This is a genomic window from Streptomyces sp. NPDC002446, assembly GCF_053595675.1.
The window spans coordinates 100,198-115,320 of the sequence record NZ_JBSFYC010000001.1 but is presented as its reverse complement, the minus strand read 5'-3'; the positions used below and the strand labels follow the sequence as shown (position 1 = coordinate 115,320).

Here is a 15,123-nt window from a genome sequence, read left to right as displayed (position 1 = left end):
ACCGGCGGGCGTGCCATGATTCCCCGTGTTCGATATTCGACAACGAGGATGAGGGAGTCACGTCGTGCCAGGTGAGAATCTGTCCCGGGACGAGGCACGTGAGCGGGGTCGGCTGCTGAGTGTCGACGCGTACGACGTGGCGCTCGATGTCCGCTCAGCGGTCACGCCGGAAGCGGCGACCTTCCGGTCCCGTACGACCATCCGCTTCCGCTGCGCCGAGCCGGGGGCCGCGACCTTCGCCGACCTGCTGGCGCCGTCGGTCACCTCCGTCACCCTCAACGGCCGGGAGCTGGACCCCGCCACGGTCTTCGACGGCGCCCGGATCGCGCTGGACGACCTGGCCGCCGAGAACACCCTCGTCGTCGACGCGCAGTGCGCCTACAGCCGCACCGGCGAGGGGCTGCACCGCTTCGTGGACCCCGAGGACGGCGAGGTCTACCTCTACACGCAGTACGAGCCGGCCGACGCCCGGCGGGTGTTCGCCAACTTCGAACAGCCCGACCTGAAGGCCCCCTTCACCTTCGAGGTGACGGCCCCCGAGGGGTGGGTGGTGCTCAGCAACGGCGCCCAGGAGGGCACGGACGGGGCCGGGGCCCACCGCTTCGCGCGGACGCAGCCGATCTCCACGTACATCACGGCCGTCGTCGCCGGTCCGTACCACTACGTCTCCGACAGCTACCGCCGCACCTTTGAGGACGGCACCGAGCTGGAGATCCCGCTGGGAGCGCTCTGCCGCAAGGGGCTGGCCAAGCACTTCGACGCGGATGACGTCTTCACCGTCACCAAGCAGGGCCTGGACTTCTTCCACGAGCACTTCGACTTCCCGTACCCGTTCGGGAAGTACGACACCGCGTTCGTGCCGGAGTACAACCTCGGCGCGATGGAGAACCCGGGCTGTGTCACCTTCCGCGAGGAGTTCATCTTCCGCGGCAAGGTGACCGAGGCGTCCTACGAGCGCCGGGCCAACGTCATCCTGCACGAGATGGCGCACATGTGGTTCGGCGACCTGGTGACCATGCAGTGGTGGGACGACCTGTGGCTCAAGGAGTCCTACGCGGACTTCATGGGCGCCTTCGCGCAGGTGTCGGCGACCCGCTTCGCCAACGGCTGGATCACCTTCGCCAACCGCCGCAAGTCCTGGGCCTACCGCGCCGACCAGCTGCCCTCCACCCACCCGGTCACCGCCGACATCCGTGACCTGGAGGACGCCAAGCTCAACTTCGACGGGATCACCTACGCCAAGGGCGCGGCGGTGCTCAAGCAGCTGGTGGCGTATGTGGGGCAGGACGCGTTCCTGGAGGGCGCGCGGCGCTACTTCAAGCGGCACGCGTACGGCAACACCCGGCTGACGGATCTGCTGGAAGTACTGGAGGAGACCTCGGGCCGGGACATGGCGGCCTGGTCGCGGGCCTGGCTGGAGACCGCCGGCGTCAACTCGCTCACCCCCCAGGTCACTTACGACGCACACGACCGGATCACCGAGCTGAGCATCCTCCAGGAGGCGGCGGCCGAGCACCCGGAGCTGCGGCCGCACCGGGTCGCGGTGGGCCTCTACCGCCGCCTCGACGCGGATTCGGCGCTGGTGCGCTACGCCCGCGCCGAGGTGGACGTCACCGGGCCGCGGACGGCCGTGCCGGAGCTGGCCGGCTCCGAGCGGCCCGAGCTGATCCTGGTCAACGACGAGGACCTGACGTACTGCAAGATCCGCTTCGACGAGGGTTCGCTGGCCACGCTGCGGGCCCGGCTCGGCGACCTGAGGGACCCGATGGCGCGGGCGCTGTGCTGGGCGGCGCTGTGGGGGCTGACCCGCGACGGCCTGATGCCGACCCGCGACTACCTCGGTCTGGTGCGGCGGTTCGCCGGCCAGGAGACCGACATCGGCGTACTGCAGTCGCTGCACGGGCAGGCCAAGACGGCGCTGGAGCACTACTGCGCGCCGGACCGCCGCGAGCTCGCCGCCCGGGAGCTGGCCGAGGGCGCGCTGCACGAGCTGCGGCTGGCCGAGCCGGGCAGCGACCATCAGCTGACCTGGGCCCGGCACTTCGCCGCGATCGCCTCCACACCGGCCGATCTCCAGCTGCTCAAGGGCCTGCTGGACGGTACGGCGAAGATCGACGGGCTGGAGGTGGACCAGGAGCTGCGCTGGTCGTTCCTGGAGCCGCTGGCCGCGCACGGCATCGCGGACGAGGACGTGATCGCCGCGGAGCTGGCCCGCGACGACACCGCCTCCGGCAAGCGCCACCAGGTGCGCTGCCTGGCGGCCCGCCCCTCGGCGGAGGTCAAGGCGCAGGCGTGGGCGGACGTGGTGGAGTCCGATGCGCTCTCCAACGCCCTGGTGGAGGCGACCATCGCCGGGTTCGCGCAGCCCGGGCAGCGGGAGCTGCTGGCGCCGTACGCGCCGCACTACTTCGCGGCGATCGAGCGGGTGTGGCGGGAGCGGTCCATCGAGATCGCGATGGACGTGGTGCGCGGGCTGTTCCCGGCGTGGCTGGTGGAGCGGTCCACGCTGGACGCCACGGACGACTGGCTGGCCGGGCACCCCGAGGCGGCGCCCGCGCTGCGCCGGATGGTGCTGGAGGAGCGGGACGATCTCGCCCGTGCACTGCGGGCACAGGCTTGTGACGAGGCAGCCGGAAACAGGCCGTAACCCCGGCCGCCACCAGCCCTTTTCGGCAGTCGAACGCCCGTACTTTAGCCCAGGATTGTCCGGTTTGGGGTACGGGCGTGTAACAGCGGTTAGGGGGTGGAGCGGGCGCGGGAATCTGGCGGTCATGAACCACGACACCCCGCTCTCCCCCCTCCCCCTCCACCGCCTCTCCGGGCTCCGCCGCCGCGTACTGACGGCCCGTCAGCTGCGCCAGCACGGCATCCCGGCCGCCGAGCTCACCGAGCGCTGCCGCCCCGGCGGCTGCTGGCAGCAGGTCCTGCCGGGCGTCTACCTGCTCCACCCGGGGCCGCCCACCAGCGAGGAGCGACTGCACGCGGTGCTGCTGTACGCCAGCCCCCGCGGGCCGTCCGTGCCCCGCCAGGCCACCGGCTCCGCCGACGCCCCCGCGGCGATGATCACCGGCCTGGCGGCGCTCGCCCTGCACGGCTTCTCCGAGGCTCCCCCGCTGCTCGTCCTGGACCGCATCCAGGTACTGGTCGCCCGCACCCGGCGGCTGCGCTCGACCGGCTTCGCGCAGGTCGTACGAGCCGTGGACCTGCCGGTGCCGCAGGAGGTCACCGGTGTGCCGACCGCGCCGGTGCCCCGGGCGCTGGCGGACGCGGTCGCCGGGCTGAGCGACGCCGCGGCGGTGCGGCGGCTGCTGACCGAGGCGGTGCGCGGCGGCCACTGCGAGGCGAGCGCGGCGGTAAGGGAGCTGAGCCGGGCGCGGCTGCTGACCCGGCCGCACGTGGTGGACGCGGTCGACACCCTGCTCGCCGAGGGCCGCGCGCTGGCCGAGCAGCGGCTGTATGCGATGGTGCGCGAGCACGGTCTGCCCGAGCCGCTGTGGAACGTCGATCTGCGGCTGCCGGGCGGACCGCACCTGGGCGGTGTGGACGCCTTCTGGCCGGAGCACGCGGTGGCCCTGGAGATCGACACCCGGGCGCCGCGCCCCGAGGAGGACCCGCTGCACGCGGCCTTCGACCACAAGCGCGAGCATCTGGAGCGGCTGGGCGTCACCGTCGTCCGCTGCCTGCCGCGCACCCTGCGCGAGGTCCCCGAGCAGCAGGCCGAGGTGGTCCGTACGGCCCTGATGGCGGCACCGGACCGGGAGCCGAGCGCGTATGTGGTGGCGCTGCCGCGCTAGGCCGGTCCGGTCCGAGGCCGCCGCGGCCGGTCAGCGCCGCTTGAGCAGCAGCTCGACGTTGCGGTCCCGGGCCGTGCCCGCCAGGTCGCTGCGGGCTTCGGGGGCGTTGCAGGACAGCTCGCGGTAGAGGGCGGCCAGCCCGGTCTGCGAGAGGTCGGTGAAGTCCGTACGGTGCGGGGCGGCGGACTCCACCAGGGTCGTGATCAGCGACAGCGTCCCGTCGTGGTTGTCCACCAGCTCGATGACCCGGGCCAGCTGCGGGAAGTCGATGTGCGAAGCGGTGGAGACCTCCCAGAAGGTGCCGTGCGCGGTGATGTCGTTCTTGTGGCTGTGCCCGTTGATCCAGCCGACGACCGAGGGGTGCGCGGCCAGCAGCTCGACCAGCTCCGCACCGCCGTGGCGCCGCTCGCCGGGGCGGGCCGGGTCGGGGCGGGTGTTGTTCATGGTCTTGCTGGTGTGGTGGCTGAAGACCAGCACATGCGCCTTGTCGCCCTTCTCGTTCCGCTTCAGCGTCCGCTCCAGCCAGCGCAGTTGGGCCTCGCCGACCGAGCCGGTGTAGTGGCCGCCGGGGTCGGTGGTGTCCAGGCTGATGCCGAGGACGTCGTCCGAGACGGGGAAGGTGTAGTAGAGGCGGTCGCCGTCGAGGTGCGCCGCGGTGTAGCCGTGGCCGTGCGGACCGGCGCCGGTGTGCGCCGGGTCGAGGTGGGCGCGCAGGTACTCGGCGCGGGTGAAGGGGGCCCGCCGCTCGTCCGGGGTGACCCTCCTGGCCTGCTTGGCGTGGGTCTTCAGCAGCCGCTTGAAGTCCTCTCCCCTGGGGTCGAGGCCGTCCTTGACCGCCTTCCAGACCTTCGCCGCCTCGGCGGCGGGCAGCGTCTCCAGCTTGCGGCCCCCGGTGGCGATCTCGGTGAAGAACGGATCTCCGGGCGCGTAGCACCCGCCGGGCAGCGAGTCGTGGTTGCCGACCGTCGAGTACCACGGCAGCCGCAGCCCGGGGCTGTGGACCGTGCGGATCGCCGCGTCCAGGAACCCGTGCAGCTGCGGGAACCCCAGCTGCTTGTCGGCGTCGCGCAGGGCGCTGTCCGGCTGCCAGTACAGCTTCAGCCCGCTGTTCTGGACGCCTTCGTAGCGGCGCGGGTCGCCGGAGTTGGGGGTGATCCGGCCGCCGCTCATCGCGGTCAGGAACCACTCCAGCTCCAGCTTGGAGTTGTTGTCGGTGTTGTCGCCGGTGGTCATCACGAAGGACAGCGGGGCGCCGGTGGCGGGCCCGCCGGGCAGCGCGTTGACCCGCTCGATCAGCGAGACGGCCCCGGCCACGGACAGCGCCTCCTGCGGCCGCCAGGCGCTCGCGGTCTCGGACCGCAGATACTCGTAGCGCAGCGGGCTCTGCACGTCGACCAGGTGGAGATCGGTGAACTGCACGAAGGACGCCAGCGCGGTACGCCGCCGCTCGCGCCCGCCGTGGGCGGCGGCCAGCTCGGCCCGGACGACCCGGTCCCAGGCGGGGCCGTCGGCGAGCCGGCGGTAGCCCCCGCTGCCGCGCGGGGCGGCGACCCCGCCGAGGGTGGTGCCCCTGGCGTACGGCACACGGGGGACGGCGGGGGCGTCGACGGCTATCGGCGCGGCAGGGGCCGGGCCGGGTGCGACGGTGGCGGCCTCGGCCGCCCGGTCGGGGCCGACGCCGAAGGCGAGCCCGAGCCCGGTGGCGGCGCCGACGGCACCGGTGGCGGCGAGGAACGTACGGCGGTCGAGAGTGGCGGCGGACCGTATACGGAACATACGCGAGGCTCCCCGGGTGCGAACGCGAAGGCGGCCGGGGCGGCGGCGCCGGCAGGGGGACCGTTCGTCGTCCTCCGGCGGCGCAACTGCCCCGTCACCAGGGATCGTTGGCAGCGGGGGTGACCTGTGCGTGAACGCCACCGCAACGCGAAGAGCCCATCACCGCACAGGGATCTGCCGGGCACCGGACGGCCATGGAGCCCTGCCCGGGGGTGCGACCGGCGGTCACCGCGCGTTCACCCCCCGGGGTATCCGCCACCCCCCCCGGGGTATCCGTCGCCCTCACAGCCGCCCGGCGGGCACCCACCGCTTCCGCGGCAGCACACTCCGTCACCGGACCCCCGGCCGGCCCTCCACAGAATGGAATGGATTGGACAAGGCGACGGGTGTCACACACATGATGGAGGCACTACTGAGCAGGTGTCCTGGAGCAGACACCGAAGCCAGGCCAGAAAGAAGGAGTCCCATGAGGGTCGGAATCGTCGGAGCCACCGGACAGGTCGGCGGCGTGATGCGGGGCATTCTCGCCGAGCGGAACTTCCCGGTCGAGCAGCTGCGGCTGTTCGCTTCGGCCCGGTCCGCCGGACGCACGCTGCCGTGGCAGGACACCGAGATCACCATCGAGGACGCGGCGACCGCCGACTACTCCGGGCTCGACATCGTCCTCTTCTCGGCCGGCGGCACGACGTCCAAGGCGCTGGCGGAGAAGGTCGCCGACGCGGGCCCCGTCGTGATCGACAACTCCTCGGCCTGGCGCCGTGACCCCGAGGTGCCGCTGGTCGTCGCCGAGGTCAACCCGCAGGCCATCACCGACCGCCCCAAGGGCATCATCGCCAACCCGAACTGCACGACCATGGCCGCGATGCCGGTGCTGCGCCCGCTGCACGACGAGGCCGGCCTGGTCTCGCTGGTCGTCTCCACCTACCAGGCGGTCTCCGGCAGCGGTCTGGCCGGTGTGGAGGAGCTGGACGGCCAGATCCGCAAGGCCGTCGAGCAGGACGCCGCCAAGCTGGCGCACGACGGCGCGGCCGTGGAGTTCCCCGCTCCGGACAAGTACGTCCGCCCGATCGCCTTCAACGTCCTGCCGATGGCCGGCTCGATCGTCGACGACGGTCTGAACGAGACCGACGAGGAGCAGAAGCTCCGCCACGAGAGCCGCAAGATCCTGGACATCCCGGAGCTGAAGGTGTCCGGCACCTGTGTCCGCGTCCCGGTCTTCACCGGCCACTCCCTCCAGGTCAACGCCCGCTTCGCGCGCCCGATCAGCGCCGCCCGCGCCCAGGAGCTGCTGGCCGGCGCCCCCGGCGTCGCCCTCTCCGACGTGCCCACCCCGCTGCAGGCCGCCGGCCAGGACGCCTCCTTCGTGGGCCGCATCCGCGAGGACGAGACCGTCGAGAACGGCCTGGCGCTGTTCGTCTCCAACGACAACCTCCGCAAGGGCGCGGCGCTGAACGCCGTCCAGATCGCGGAGCTGGTCGCGGCGGAGCTGCGCGGCTGACCGCACCACCGCACACCGAGTGCCCGTACGGACCCCTGTTCCGTACGGGCACTCGCCGTTCGGTCAGAGCGCCAGGTGGCGGCGGAGCGCGACGTCGATCTCCGCCATGCGCTGTCGCGGTACGGAGCCGACCCTTTGCAGAACCCGCTCCGCAGTGACGGCACGCACCTGCTCGCACTGGACCTTGGAGTCCTTGGCGAGACGGCACTCATCGGCGCTCAGGAACACCTGGAACGTCAGGACGCGCGAGGTGTTCGACGTCAAAGGGATCACCGTGACCACGCCCCGGCGGTTGCGCTCGACCGACTGGTTGGCGCCGTTGTTGGACACGATCACGGCCGGACGGACCCTGTTGGCCTCGCTGCCGCGGGCGGGCTCCAGGTCGACCAGGTAGATGTCACCACGCCTCATCGGTGATTCCGTCCCCGCTTGCCCGGTCCCAGAACGCCGCATCCTCGCTCGCGTCCCACTCCTCGAACGCCTCCGTGTACTCCGCTTCGAGCTCCGCAGCGCGCAGCAGCTCGATGGCGGCGTGTATCACGGCGGACCGCGACTCGGCTTCGGTTCTCCTGGCGTACTCGTCGACGAAGGTGACGTCCGCCTGCGGCAGGCTCACACTGATCTTCATACCACCGATGCTACTCGGGTAGCCATGGTCGAGCCACCCTGACTGCTACCACCCCTCCGTTCGAGTGAACAGGCGGTAACCCGTGGAAGGATGGCCGAAGAGTCCGATGCGACAACCCATGCGAAGGAGACGAACGAGTGCCTGGCACGAATCTGACCCGCGACGAGGCGCAGCAGCGGGCGCGGCTGCTGACCGTGGACGCGTACGAGATCGATCTGGACCTCTCCGGCGCGCAGGAGGCGGCGGAGGGCGGCACGTTCCGGTCGGTGACGACGGTGCGGTTCGACGTCGCGGAGGCGGGTGCCGACTCGTTCATCGACCTGGTGGCGCCGGCCGTGCGCGAGGTCCGGCTCAACGGTGCCGCGCTGGATCCGGACGAGGTGTTCGAGGACTCGCGGATCGCGCTGCGCGGGCTGCCGGCCGGCCGCAACGAGCTGACGGTCGTCGCGGACTGCGCGTACACCAACACCGGCGAGGGCCTGCACCGGTTCGTCGACCCGGTGGACCAGCAGGCCTACCTCTACACGCAGTTCGAGGTGCCGGACGCGCGGCGGGTGTTCGCCTCGTTCGAGCAGCCGGACCTGAAGGCGACGTTCCAGTTCACCGTGAAGGCCCCGGCGGGCTGGACGGTGATCTCCAACTCGCCGACGCCCGAGCCGGCGGACGACGTCTGGCGCTTCGCGCCCACCCCGCGTCTGTCCACGTACGTCACGGCGCTGATCGCGGGCCCGTACCACAGCGTGCACAGCACCTATGAGAAGGACGGGCGCACGGTGCCGCTGGGCATCTACTGCCGTCCCTCGCTGGCCGAGCACCTCGACGCGGACGCGATCTTCGAGGTCACCCGGCAGGGCTTCGACTGGTTCCAGGAGAAGTTCGACTACGCGTACCCGTTCGCGAAGTACGACCAGCTCTTCGTGCCGGAGTTCAACGCGGGCGCGATGGAGAACGCGGGCGCGGTGACCATCCGCGACCAGTACGTGTTCCGGTCGAAGGTGACCGACGCGGCGTACGAGGTCCGTGCGGAGACGATCCTGCACGAGCTGGCGCACATGTGGTTCGGCGACCTGGTCACCATGGAGTGGTGGAACGACCTGTGGCTGAACGAGTCGTTCGCCACGTACACCTCCATCGCCTGCCAGGCGTACGCGCCCGGCAGCAAGTGGCCGCACTCGTGGACGACGTTCGCCAACTCCATGAAGACCTGGGCCTACCGGCAGGACCAGCTGCCGTCCACGCACCCGATCATGGCGGAGATCCGCGATCTCGACGATGTGCTGGTCAACTTCGACGGCATCACCTACGCCAAGGGCGCCAGCGTGCTCAAGCAGCTGGTCGCGTACGTCGGCATCGAGGAGTTCTTCAAGGGCGTACAGACGTACTTCAAGGCGCACGCCTACGGCAACACCCGGCTGAGCGACCTGCTGGGCGCGCTGGAGGAGACCAGCGGACGGGATCTGAAGACCTGGTCGAAGAAGTGGCTGGAGACCGCCGGGATCAACGTCCTCCGGCCGGAGATCGAGGTCGACGCCGACGGCGTGATCACCTCGTTCGCGGTCCGGCAGGAGGCTCCGGCGCTGCCCGCCGGCGCCAAGGGCGAGCCGGTACTGCGGCCGCACCGGATCGCGATCGGCTCGTACGAGCTGCAGGACGGCCACCTGGTCCGCACCGGGCGGATCGAGCTGGACGTGGACGGCGAACTGACCGCCGTACCGGAGCTGGTGGGCACGCGGCGGCCGGCCGTCGTCCTGCTCAACGACGACGACCTGTCGTATGCGAAGGTCCGGCTGGACGAGGAGTCGCTGAAGGCCGTCACCGAGCACCTCGGCGACTTCACCGAGTCGCTGCCGCGCGCGCTGTCGTGGGCGTCGGCCTGGGACATGACGCGGGACGCCGAACTGGCCACCCGTGACTACCTGTCGCTGGTGCTGTCCGGCATCGGCAAGGAGTCGGACATCGGTGTCGTCCAGTCGCTGCACCGCCAGGTGAAGCTGGCGCTGGACCTGTACGCGGCACCGGAGTGGCGCGAGAGCGGTCTGGCGGCCTGGACCGAGGCGGCGCTGGAGCATCTGCGGGCGGCCGAGCCGGGCAGCGACCACCAGCTGGCGTGGGCCCGCGCGTTCGCCGCCACGGCTCGCACGGACGAGCAGCTCGACCTGCTGCAGGGCCTGCTGGACGGTACGGAGGAGATCGCCGGGCTGGCCGTGGACACCGAGCTGCGCTGGTCGCTGCTGCAGCGGCTGGCGGCCACCGGCCGGGCGGACGAGAAGGCCATCGCGGCGGAGCAGGAGCGGGATCGGACCTCGGCGGGCGAGCGGCATGCGGCGACGGCGCGCGCGGCCCGGCCGACGGCGGAGGCGAAGTCCGAGGCCTGGGGTTCGGTCGTGGAGTCGGACAAGCTCCCCAACGCCGTGCAGGAGGCCGTCATCGGCGGCTTTGTGCAGACCGACCAGCGGGAGCTGCTGGCGCCGTACACCGCGAAGTACTTCGACACGGTGAAGTCCGTGTGGGACTCGCGCAGCCATGAGATGGCCCAGCAGATCGCGGTGGGTCTCTACCCGGCGCTGCAGGTCTCCCAGGAGACGCTGGACGCCACCGACGCCTGGCTGGCCTCGGCCGAGCCGAGCGCGGCGCTGCGCCGCCTGGTGACGGAGTCGCGCGCGGGCATCGAGCGGGCGCTGCGCGCACAGGCGGCGGACGCGGCCGCCTAGTCGCCTGCGGGGTGGTGCGCCCGGCGGCCGGGCGCTCGTTGCGTTGCCGGCCGCCGGGCGGGTCTTCGGGTCCGCCGGGCCCCGCCCCCACTGACGGGGCCCGGCGGCGGTGCGGGGAGCGGCTCAGCCGCCCAGCTCCTCGAAGCGGCGGGCCAGTTCGGCCCGGCCCGTCTCGGTGAGGTCGCCGTGCAGGCGCATCCGGGCGAGGCCGCCGTCGGGGAAGACGTCCAGCCGTACGTGCGTGGCGGTGAAGCGCCGCGGCAGCACGAAGCGGTGCGGGGTGTCGGGCTGCAGCTTCGTGCGCGGCAGGATCTCGGACCACGAGGCGTCGTCGGCCGGGTCGGCGGTGGCCGCGTCGCAGCCGTAGAGGGCCGCCCAGCCCGCGGAGTTGCCCTTGAGGTAGGCGGTGTCGATCTCGACGGCGCGGATCTCGCCCTGGGCCGCGAGGCGGAAGCGCACCCAGTCGTTGGTGCCCTTGACGCGCCGGCGGCGGTTCTCCCAGCCGTCGTCCATCTTGCGGGACAGATCGGGCTGGATGATCTGGGTGGGCGAGGAGTAGAAGCGGTCGGAGGCGTCCTCGACGGTGCCGCCGTGCATGACGGAGGCGAGGTCGAGGGTGCCGAGCACATCGAGCCACTCCGGGTCCGGCACGACCTCGCCGTAGACCCGGAGGCGGGCTATGCCCCCGTCCGGGTGCTGCTTGAGGCGCAGGTGTGTGAAGCGGCGCTCGGCGGTGACCTCGAAGCCGTTGGCGGCGTGCCCGCGGACCGGCGTGCGCGGGACCAGCTCCTCCCACTTCACGTCGTCGGCGAGCAGCTCCTCGGGGCCGGGGCTGCCGGGCAGCGCGGTCGCCTCGACGGTGACCTGCTGGGGGTAGTTGCCGCGGAAGTGGGCGGTGTCGACGATGACTCCGCGGATCACGCCGGGGGCGGCGAGACGGATCAGCGCCCAGTCGTGCTCGTCGTCGGCCGGGAAGGGGTGGTCGCCGTCGGCGCCGCGGCGGCGCCGGGTCTCCCAGCCGTCCATGATCTTGCCCTTGTGGCCGAAGTGCTCGGGGTCGAAGACCGCCGGAGTCGGCTTCAGCAGGTTCTCGCGCTCGGCGAAGAACTCGTCGTTCGCGGCGATCACACCGGCGCCGAAGCGGCGGTCGGCGAGATCGACGAGCGAGGTGAAGGGGAAGTCCCCGCCGCGGTAGTCGGCGTAGGGGTCTCCGCCACCGTACGGGTTGGCGTCGTTGGCGTGCGGATCAGTGGTGTCGGCCGGGGTGCTGGTCATCGTTGCCCTTCGATGTGCCGGGTGTGCGGACCGGTCCACGGTCGCAGCGACCCACCCCACAGGTCCATCGAAAGTTCTTGAGGAATATGTTCAGCAGAGCTGAATGGTTCTGGCAGGCAGCGGGCCGGGCGCGGAGCGGTCCGCCCGCCCGCTCAGCCGCCGGCGGGGAGGGTGCCGTCCCGGGTGCCCTCCCGGGTGCCGTCCCGGGGCGCCTGGGCGATCGCCGCCTGGCGCAGCGCGGCCAGTACGCGGGCCAGGCCCGGCGCCCCTTCGGAACCGCGCCGGACGGCGGCGACCACATGCCGGCGCGGCTGGTCCCCGGACAGGACCCGCAGCGCGACCCCGGCGCCCCGGCCGTCGCCTCCCCCGCCGCCCGGCGTCGCCCCGCCGCGCCCGAAGGCCCCGATGCCGCCCGCCATCGCCATCCGGGGCACCAGCGCCACCCCCATCCCCGCCGCGACCATCGCCCAGATCGCGCTCCAGTCGGCGGCGGCATGGGCCTGCTCGGGCACGAACCCGGCGTTCTCGCAGGCGGCGGTGGTGATCTGCGACCAGGGCCCGCTGCTGCCGAAGATCCAGGGCTCGCCCGCCAGGTCGGCCAGCCGCAGACCGGGCTCGGCGGCCAGCGGATGACCGGCCGGCAGCGCCACGTCCAGCGGGTCGGCGAGCAGCGCGACCCGGCTGAACTTGGGGTCGCGCGGGGTCGGCGCGTGCGCCGCCAGCGACAGCGCCAGATCGACACTGCCCTCCGCCAGCAGCTCGTACGCGGCCTCCGCCTCCGCCTCCCGTACGGCGACCGACAGGCCCGGGTGCGTACGGCGCAGCTCCTGGACGGCGGGGACCACCAGCGCGGGGATGGCCGTGGAGAACGCGCCGACCCGCACCTCGCCGGCCTCGCCCTGGAGGTAGCCGAGCAGCTCCGCGTCCGCGCGCTCCAGCTGGGCGAAGACCGCCTCGGCGTGCCGCAGCACCAGTTGCGCGGCGTCGGTCAGCCGCACCCGGCGGCCGTGGGCCTCCAGCAGCGTCACCCCGAGCGCCTTCGCCAGCCCGGTCAACTGCTGCGAGACCGCCGAGGGCGTCATGTGCAGCGCCTCGGCGGTCGCGGTGACCGTGCCCAGCTCCTGAAGGGTGCGCAGGATCCGCAGCTTCTTGATGTCCCAGTCGGCCATGCGGGCAGCGTACGCACCCGGCGGACCGGTCACCGCCCGGCGCCCGCCGCCCCCAGGGCGACACCGGCCACGATCAGCGCCATGCACAGCACCTGCACGGCTCCGGCCGGCTCCCCGAGTACGGCCAGCGAGAGCAGCGCCACGCACACCGGCTGGAGGTAGTAGACGACCCCGGCGCGGGCGGCGCCGACCAGGGCGATCGCCTTGTTCCAGGTGAAGTAGGCGACGGCGGAGGACAGTACGCCTATGTAGAGCAGCGGCCCGACCGTCGCGCCACTGGGAGTGAAGCCGCCCTCGACGGCGAGGCTCACCCCGTAGGCGGGCACCAGCATCGCCGCGCCCAGCACAAAGGTCACGAAGAGAAAGGCGAGCTGGCCGATCTCCTGGGGGCGGCGGCGCAGCAGGGCGCTGTAGCCGGCGAACGCGGCGGTCGCGGCGAGCATCCACAGGTCGCCGGCGGCGAAGTCCAGGTGCCACAGGGCGGCCGGCGACCCCTTGCCGACCAGCGTGAGGACGCCGAGCAGCGCAAGCACCATGCCGGCCGTGCGCCGCGCGCCGAGCCGCTCGCGGCCGCCGCGCCCGCCGGTGCGGGCGAACAGGGCGATCAGCACGGGCGAGGCGGCCGCGATCATGGCCATGTTGGTGGCCGAAGTGGAGCGTCCCGCCTGGTAGATGAGGGTGTTGAAGAGGGTGACGCCCAACAGGGCGGCCAGCGCCAGGAATCCGAGGTGCCGGCGGATCGCCGGCCACTGGCGGCGCACCTGGGGGAGGGCGAGCGGCGCGACCGCGAGCAACGCGATGATCCAGCGCCAGAAGGCGGTCTGGACGGGCGGGACGGTGTCGTGCAGGGCGCGGGCGATGACGAAGTTGCCCGACCAGACGACGGTCGCCGCCAGGGCGAGCGTCAGGCCTGCCCCCACGCTCGACTTCGCTCGCGCGGGGGGACCCCCCTCTTGCGCGGACGGTGTGTGGACGCGGACCCTCTCCAGGACTGCCACGGTTTCCTCTCCTCGGCGGTGATGAGCCTCCACCGTGGCAGCCCGCAAACCATCAGGTCCATCGAATCATTTCGATGAATCCTTGTAGCTGAACTGAAGGGTAGGCCTAGCGGCGGGCCTCGCGGCGGGCGAGGATCGCCGCCTGCCGCTCCTCGAACTTCCGCGCCTGGTCGTCCAGGCCGTTCATGTACAGCCCCAGCTCCTCCTGCGCCGCCAGACCGGGCGCCCCCAGACCGCTGATCTCCAGCACCTTCAGATAGCGCAGCACCGGCTGCAGCACGTCGTCGTGGTGGATCCGCAGGTTGTAGATCCCGCCGAGGGCCATCCGGGCCGCGGCCCGCTCGAAGCCGGGCATGCCGTGGCCGGGCATCCGGAAGCCGGTGACCACATCGCGTACGGCGCACATGGTCTGGTCGGGGGCCAGCTCGAACGCCGCGGAGAGGAGGTTGCGGTAGAAGAGCATGTGAAGGTTCTCGTCCGCGGCGATCCGGGCGAGCATCCGGTCGCAGACCGGGTCGCCGGAGTGGTGGCCGGTGTTGCGGTGGGAGATCCGGGTGGCCAGCTCCTGGAAGGCGACGTACGCCACCGAGTGCAGCATGCTGTGCGAGTTGTCGGACTCGAAGCCCTCCGACATGTGGGCCATGCGGAACCGCTCCAGCTCGTCCGGGTCGACGGCCCGGCTGGTGAGCAGGTAGTCGCGCATCACGATGCCGTGCCGGCCCTCCTCGGCGGTCCAGCGGTGCACCCAGGTGCCCCAGGCGCCGTCGCGCCCGAAGAGGGTGGCGATCTCGTGGTGGTAGCTGGGGAGGTTGTCCTCGGTGAGGAGGTTGACCACCAGGGCGACCCGGCCGATGTCGCTGACCTTGGACTGCTCGGGGGCCCAGGCCTCACCGCCCTCCAGTACGCCGGGGAAGTTCCGGCCGTCGCTCCAGGGCACGTACTCGTGGGGCATCCATTCCTTGGCGACCTTCAGATGCCGGTTGAGTTCCTTCTCGACGACCTCTTCGAGCGCGTAGAGCAGCTGGGCGTCGCTCCAGGCGGCCTGGCCGCGCTCTCCGGCATGGCGTGCGGGGGCGATGGTCACGGGGGAACTCCAGGGGGACGATGACCTACGGGGCCGTAGGTTTGACCTACGGCTGCGTAGGTTACGTCATCGTAGGTTAGGCCCGGTTAAACGCGCCCCCCGCGCAAAACGGCCGAAAATTGCGCGATAGCCGCCTCGCAACCCCTTTTTCACCTGCGGAAATATCCAGGTACGACAAAGGGCGCCCATC

General features: G+C 71.9%; 11 protein-coding genes. 4 read left to right on the top strand and 7 right to left on the bottom strand.

Features of this window, described 5'->3' with window-relative positions; translation table 11 throughout:
• The first annotated feature begins 64 nt into the window (after positions 1-64).
• Both pepN (ACWD6P_RS00465) and ACWD6P_RS00460 read left to right on the top strand, forming a co-directional pair.
• Positions 65-2,647 carry an aminopeptidase N gene (gene pepN, locus ACWD6P_RS00465; RefSeq protein ID WP_451441748.1) on the top strand — a complete coding sequence of 861 codons (2,583 nt, stop codon included), beginning with the start codon at positions 65-67 and terminating at the stop codon, positions 2,645-2,647.
• 124 nt (positions 2,648-2,771) lie between these two features.
• Positions 2,772-3,794, top strand: a complete 1,023-nt coding sequence (locus tag ACWD6P_RS00460; protein ID WP_451441747.1) for a hypothetical protein — start codon at positions 2,772-2,774, stop codon at positions 3,792-3,794.
• A 30-nt stretch (positions 3,795-3,824) separates the two neighbouring features.
• Here ACWD6P_RS00460 and ACWD6P_RS00455 read toward each other — a convergent pair whose 3' ends face one another.
• The gene (locus ACWD6P_RS00455) at positions 3,825-5,570 is read right to left on the bottom strand and encodes a TIGR03767 family metallophosphoesterase (protein ID WP_451441746.1); all 1,746 of its coding nucleotides are present in this window, start codon (positions 5,568-5,570) and stop codon (positions 3,825-3,827) included.
• Between the two features lie 466 nt (positions 5,571-6,036).
• On the opposite strand from ACWD6P_RS00455, the gene ACWD6P_RS00450 reads away from it, so the two are divergent.
• Complete coding sequence (locus ACWD6P_RS00450) at positions 6,037-7,068, top strand: aspartate-semialdehyde dehydrogenase (RefSeq protein ID WP_451441745.1); 1,032 nt, start codon at positions 6,037-6,039, stop codon at positions 7,066-7,068.
• Between the two features lie 63 nt (positions 7,069-7,131).
• Here ACWD6P_RS00450 and ACWD6P_RS00445 read toward each other — a convergent pair whose 3' ends face one another.
• Positions 7,132-7,479 (bottom strand): type II toxin-antitoxin system PemK/MazF family toxin, encoded by a 348-nt coding sequence (locus ACWD6P_RS00445; protein WP_451441744.1) that lies wholly within the window; start codon positions 7,477-7,479, stop codon positions 7,132-7,134.
• Complete coding sequence (locus ACWD6P_RS00440) at positions 7,466-7,696, bottom strand: antitoxin (protein WP_451441743.1); 231 nt, start codon at positions 7,694-7,696, stop codon at positions 7,466-7,468. Before ACWD6P_RS00440 ends, ACWD6P_RS00445 begins: the two co-directional genes overlap by 14 nt.
• A 137-nt stretch (positions 7,697-7,833) precedes the next feature.
• Here ACWD6P_RS00440 and pepN (ACWD6P_RS00435) point away from each other — a divergent pair, with 137 nt between their 5' ends.
• Entirely contained in the window at positions 7,834-10,407 is a 2,574-nt protein-coding gene (gene pepN / locus ACWD6P_RS00435) for an aminopeptidase N (protein WP_451441742.1), read from the top strand.
• A gap of 123 nt (positions 10,408-10,530) precedes the next feature.
• On the opposite strand, the gene alc is transcribed toward pepN (ACWD6P_RS00435), so the two are convergent.
• The 4 genes from alc to ACWD6P_RS00415 all read right to left on the bottom strand — a co-directional run bounded on the left by alc (position 10,531) and on the right by ACWD6P_RS00415 (position 14,933).
• Complete coding sequence (gene alc, locus ACWD6P_RS00430) at positions 10,531-11,682, bottom strand: allantoicase (RefSeq protein ID WP_451441741.1); 1,152 nt, start codon at positions 11,680-11,682, stop codon at positions 10,531-10,533.
• Between the two features lie 152 nt (positions 11,683-11,834).
• Complete coding sequence (locus ACWD6P_RS00425) at positions 11,835-12,851, bottom strand: LysR family transcriptional regulator (RefSeq protein WP_451441740.1); 1,017 nt, start codon at positions 12,849-12,851, stop codon at positions 11,835-11,837.
• Between the two features lie 29 nt (positions 12,852-12,880).
• The gene (locus ACWD6P_RS00420; RefSeq protein WP_451441739.1) at positions 12,881-13,771 is read right to left on the bottom strand and encodes a DMT family transporter; all 891 of its coding nucleotides are present in this window, start codon (positions 13,769-13,771) and stop codon (positions 12,881-12,883) included.
• A 184-nt stretch (positions 13,772-13,955) separates the two neighbouring features.
• On the bottom strand, positions 13,956-14,933 hold the full coding sequence (locus ACWD6P_RS00415) for an acyl-ACP desaturase (RefSeq protein ID WP_451441738.1): 978 nt from the start codon (positions 14,931-14,933) through the stop codon (positions 13,956-13,958).
• Positions 14,934-15,123 lie beyond the last annotated feature (190 nt).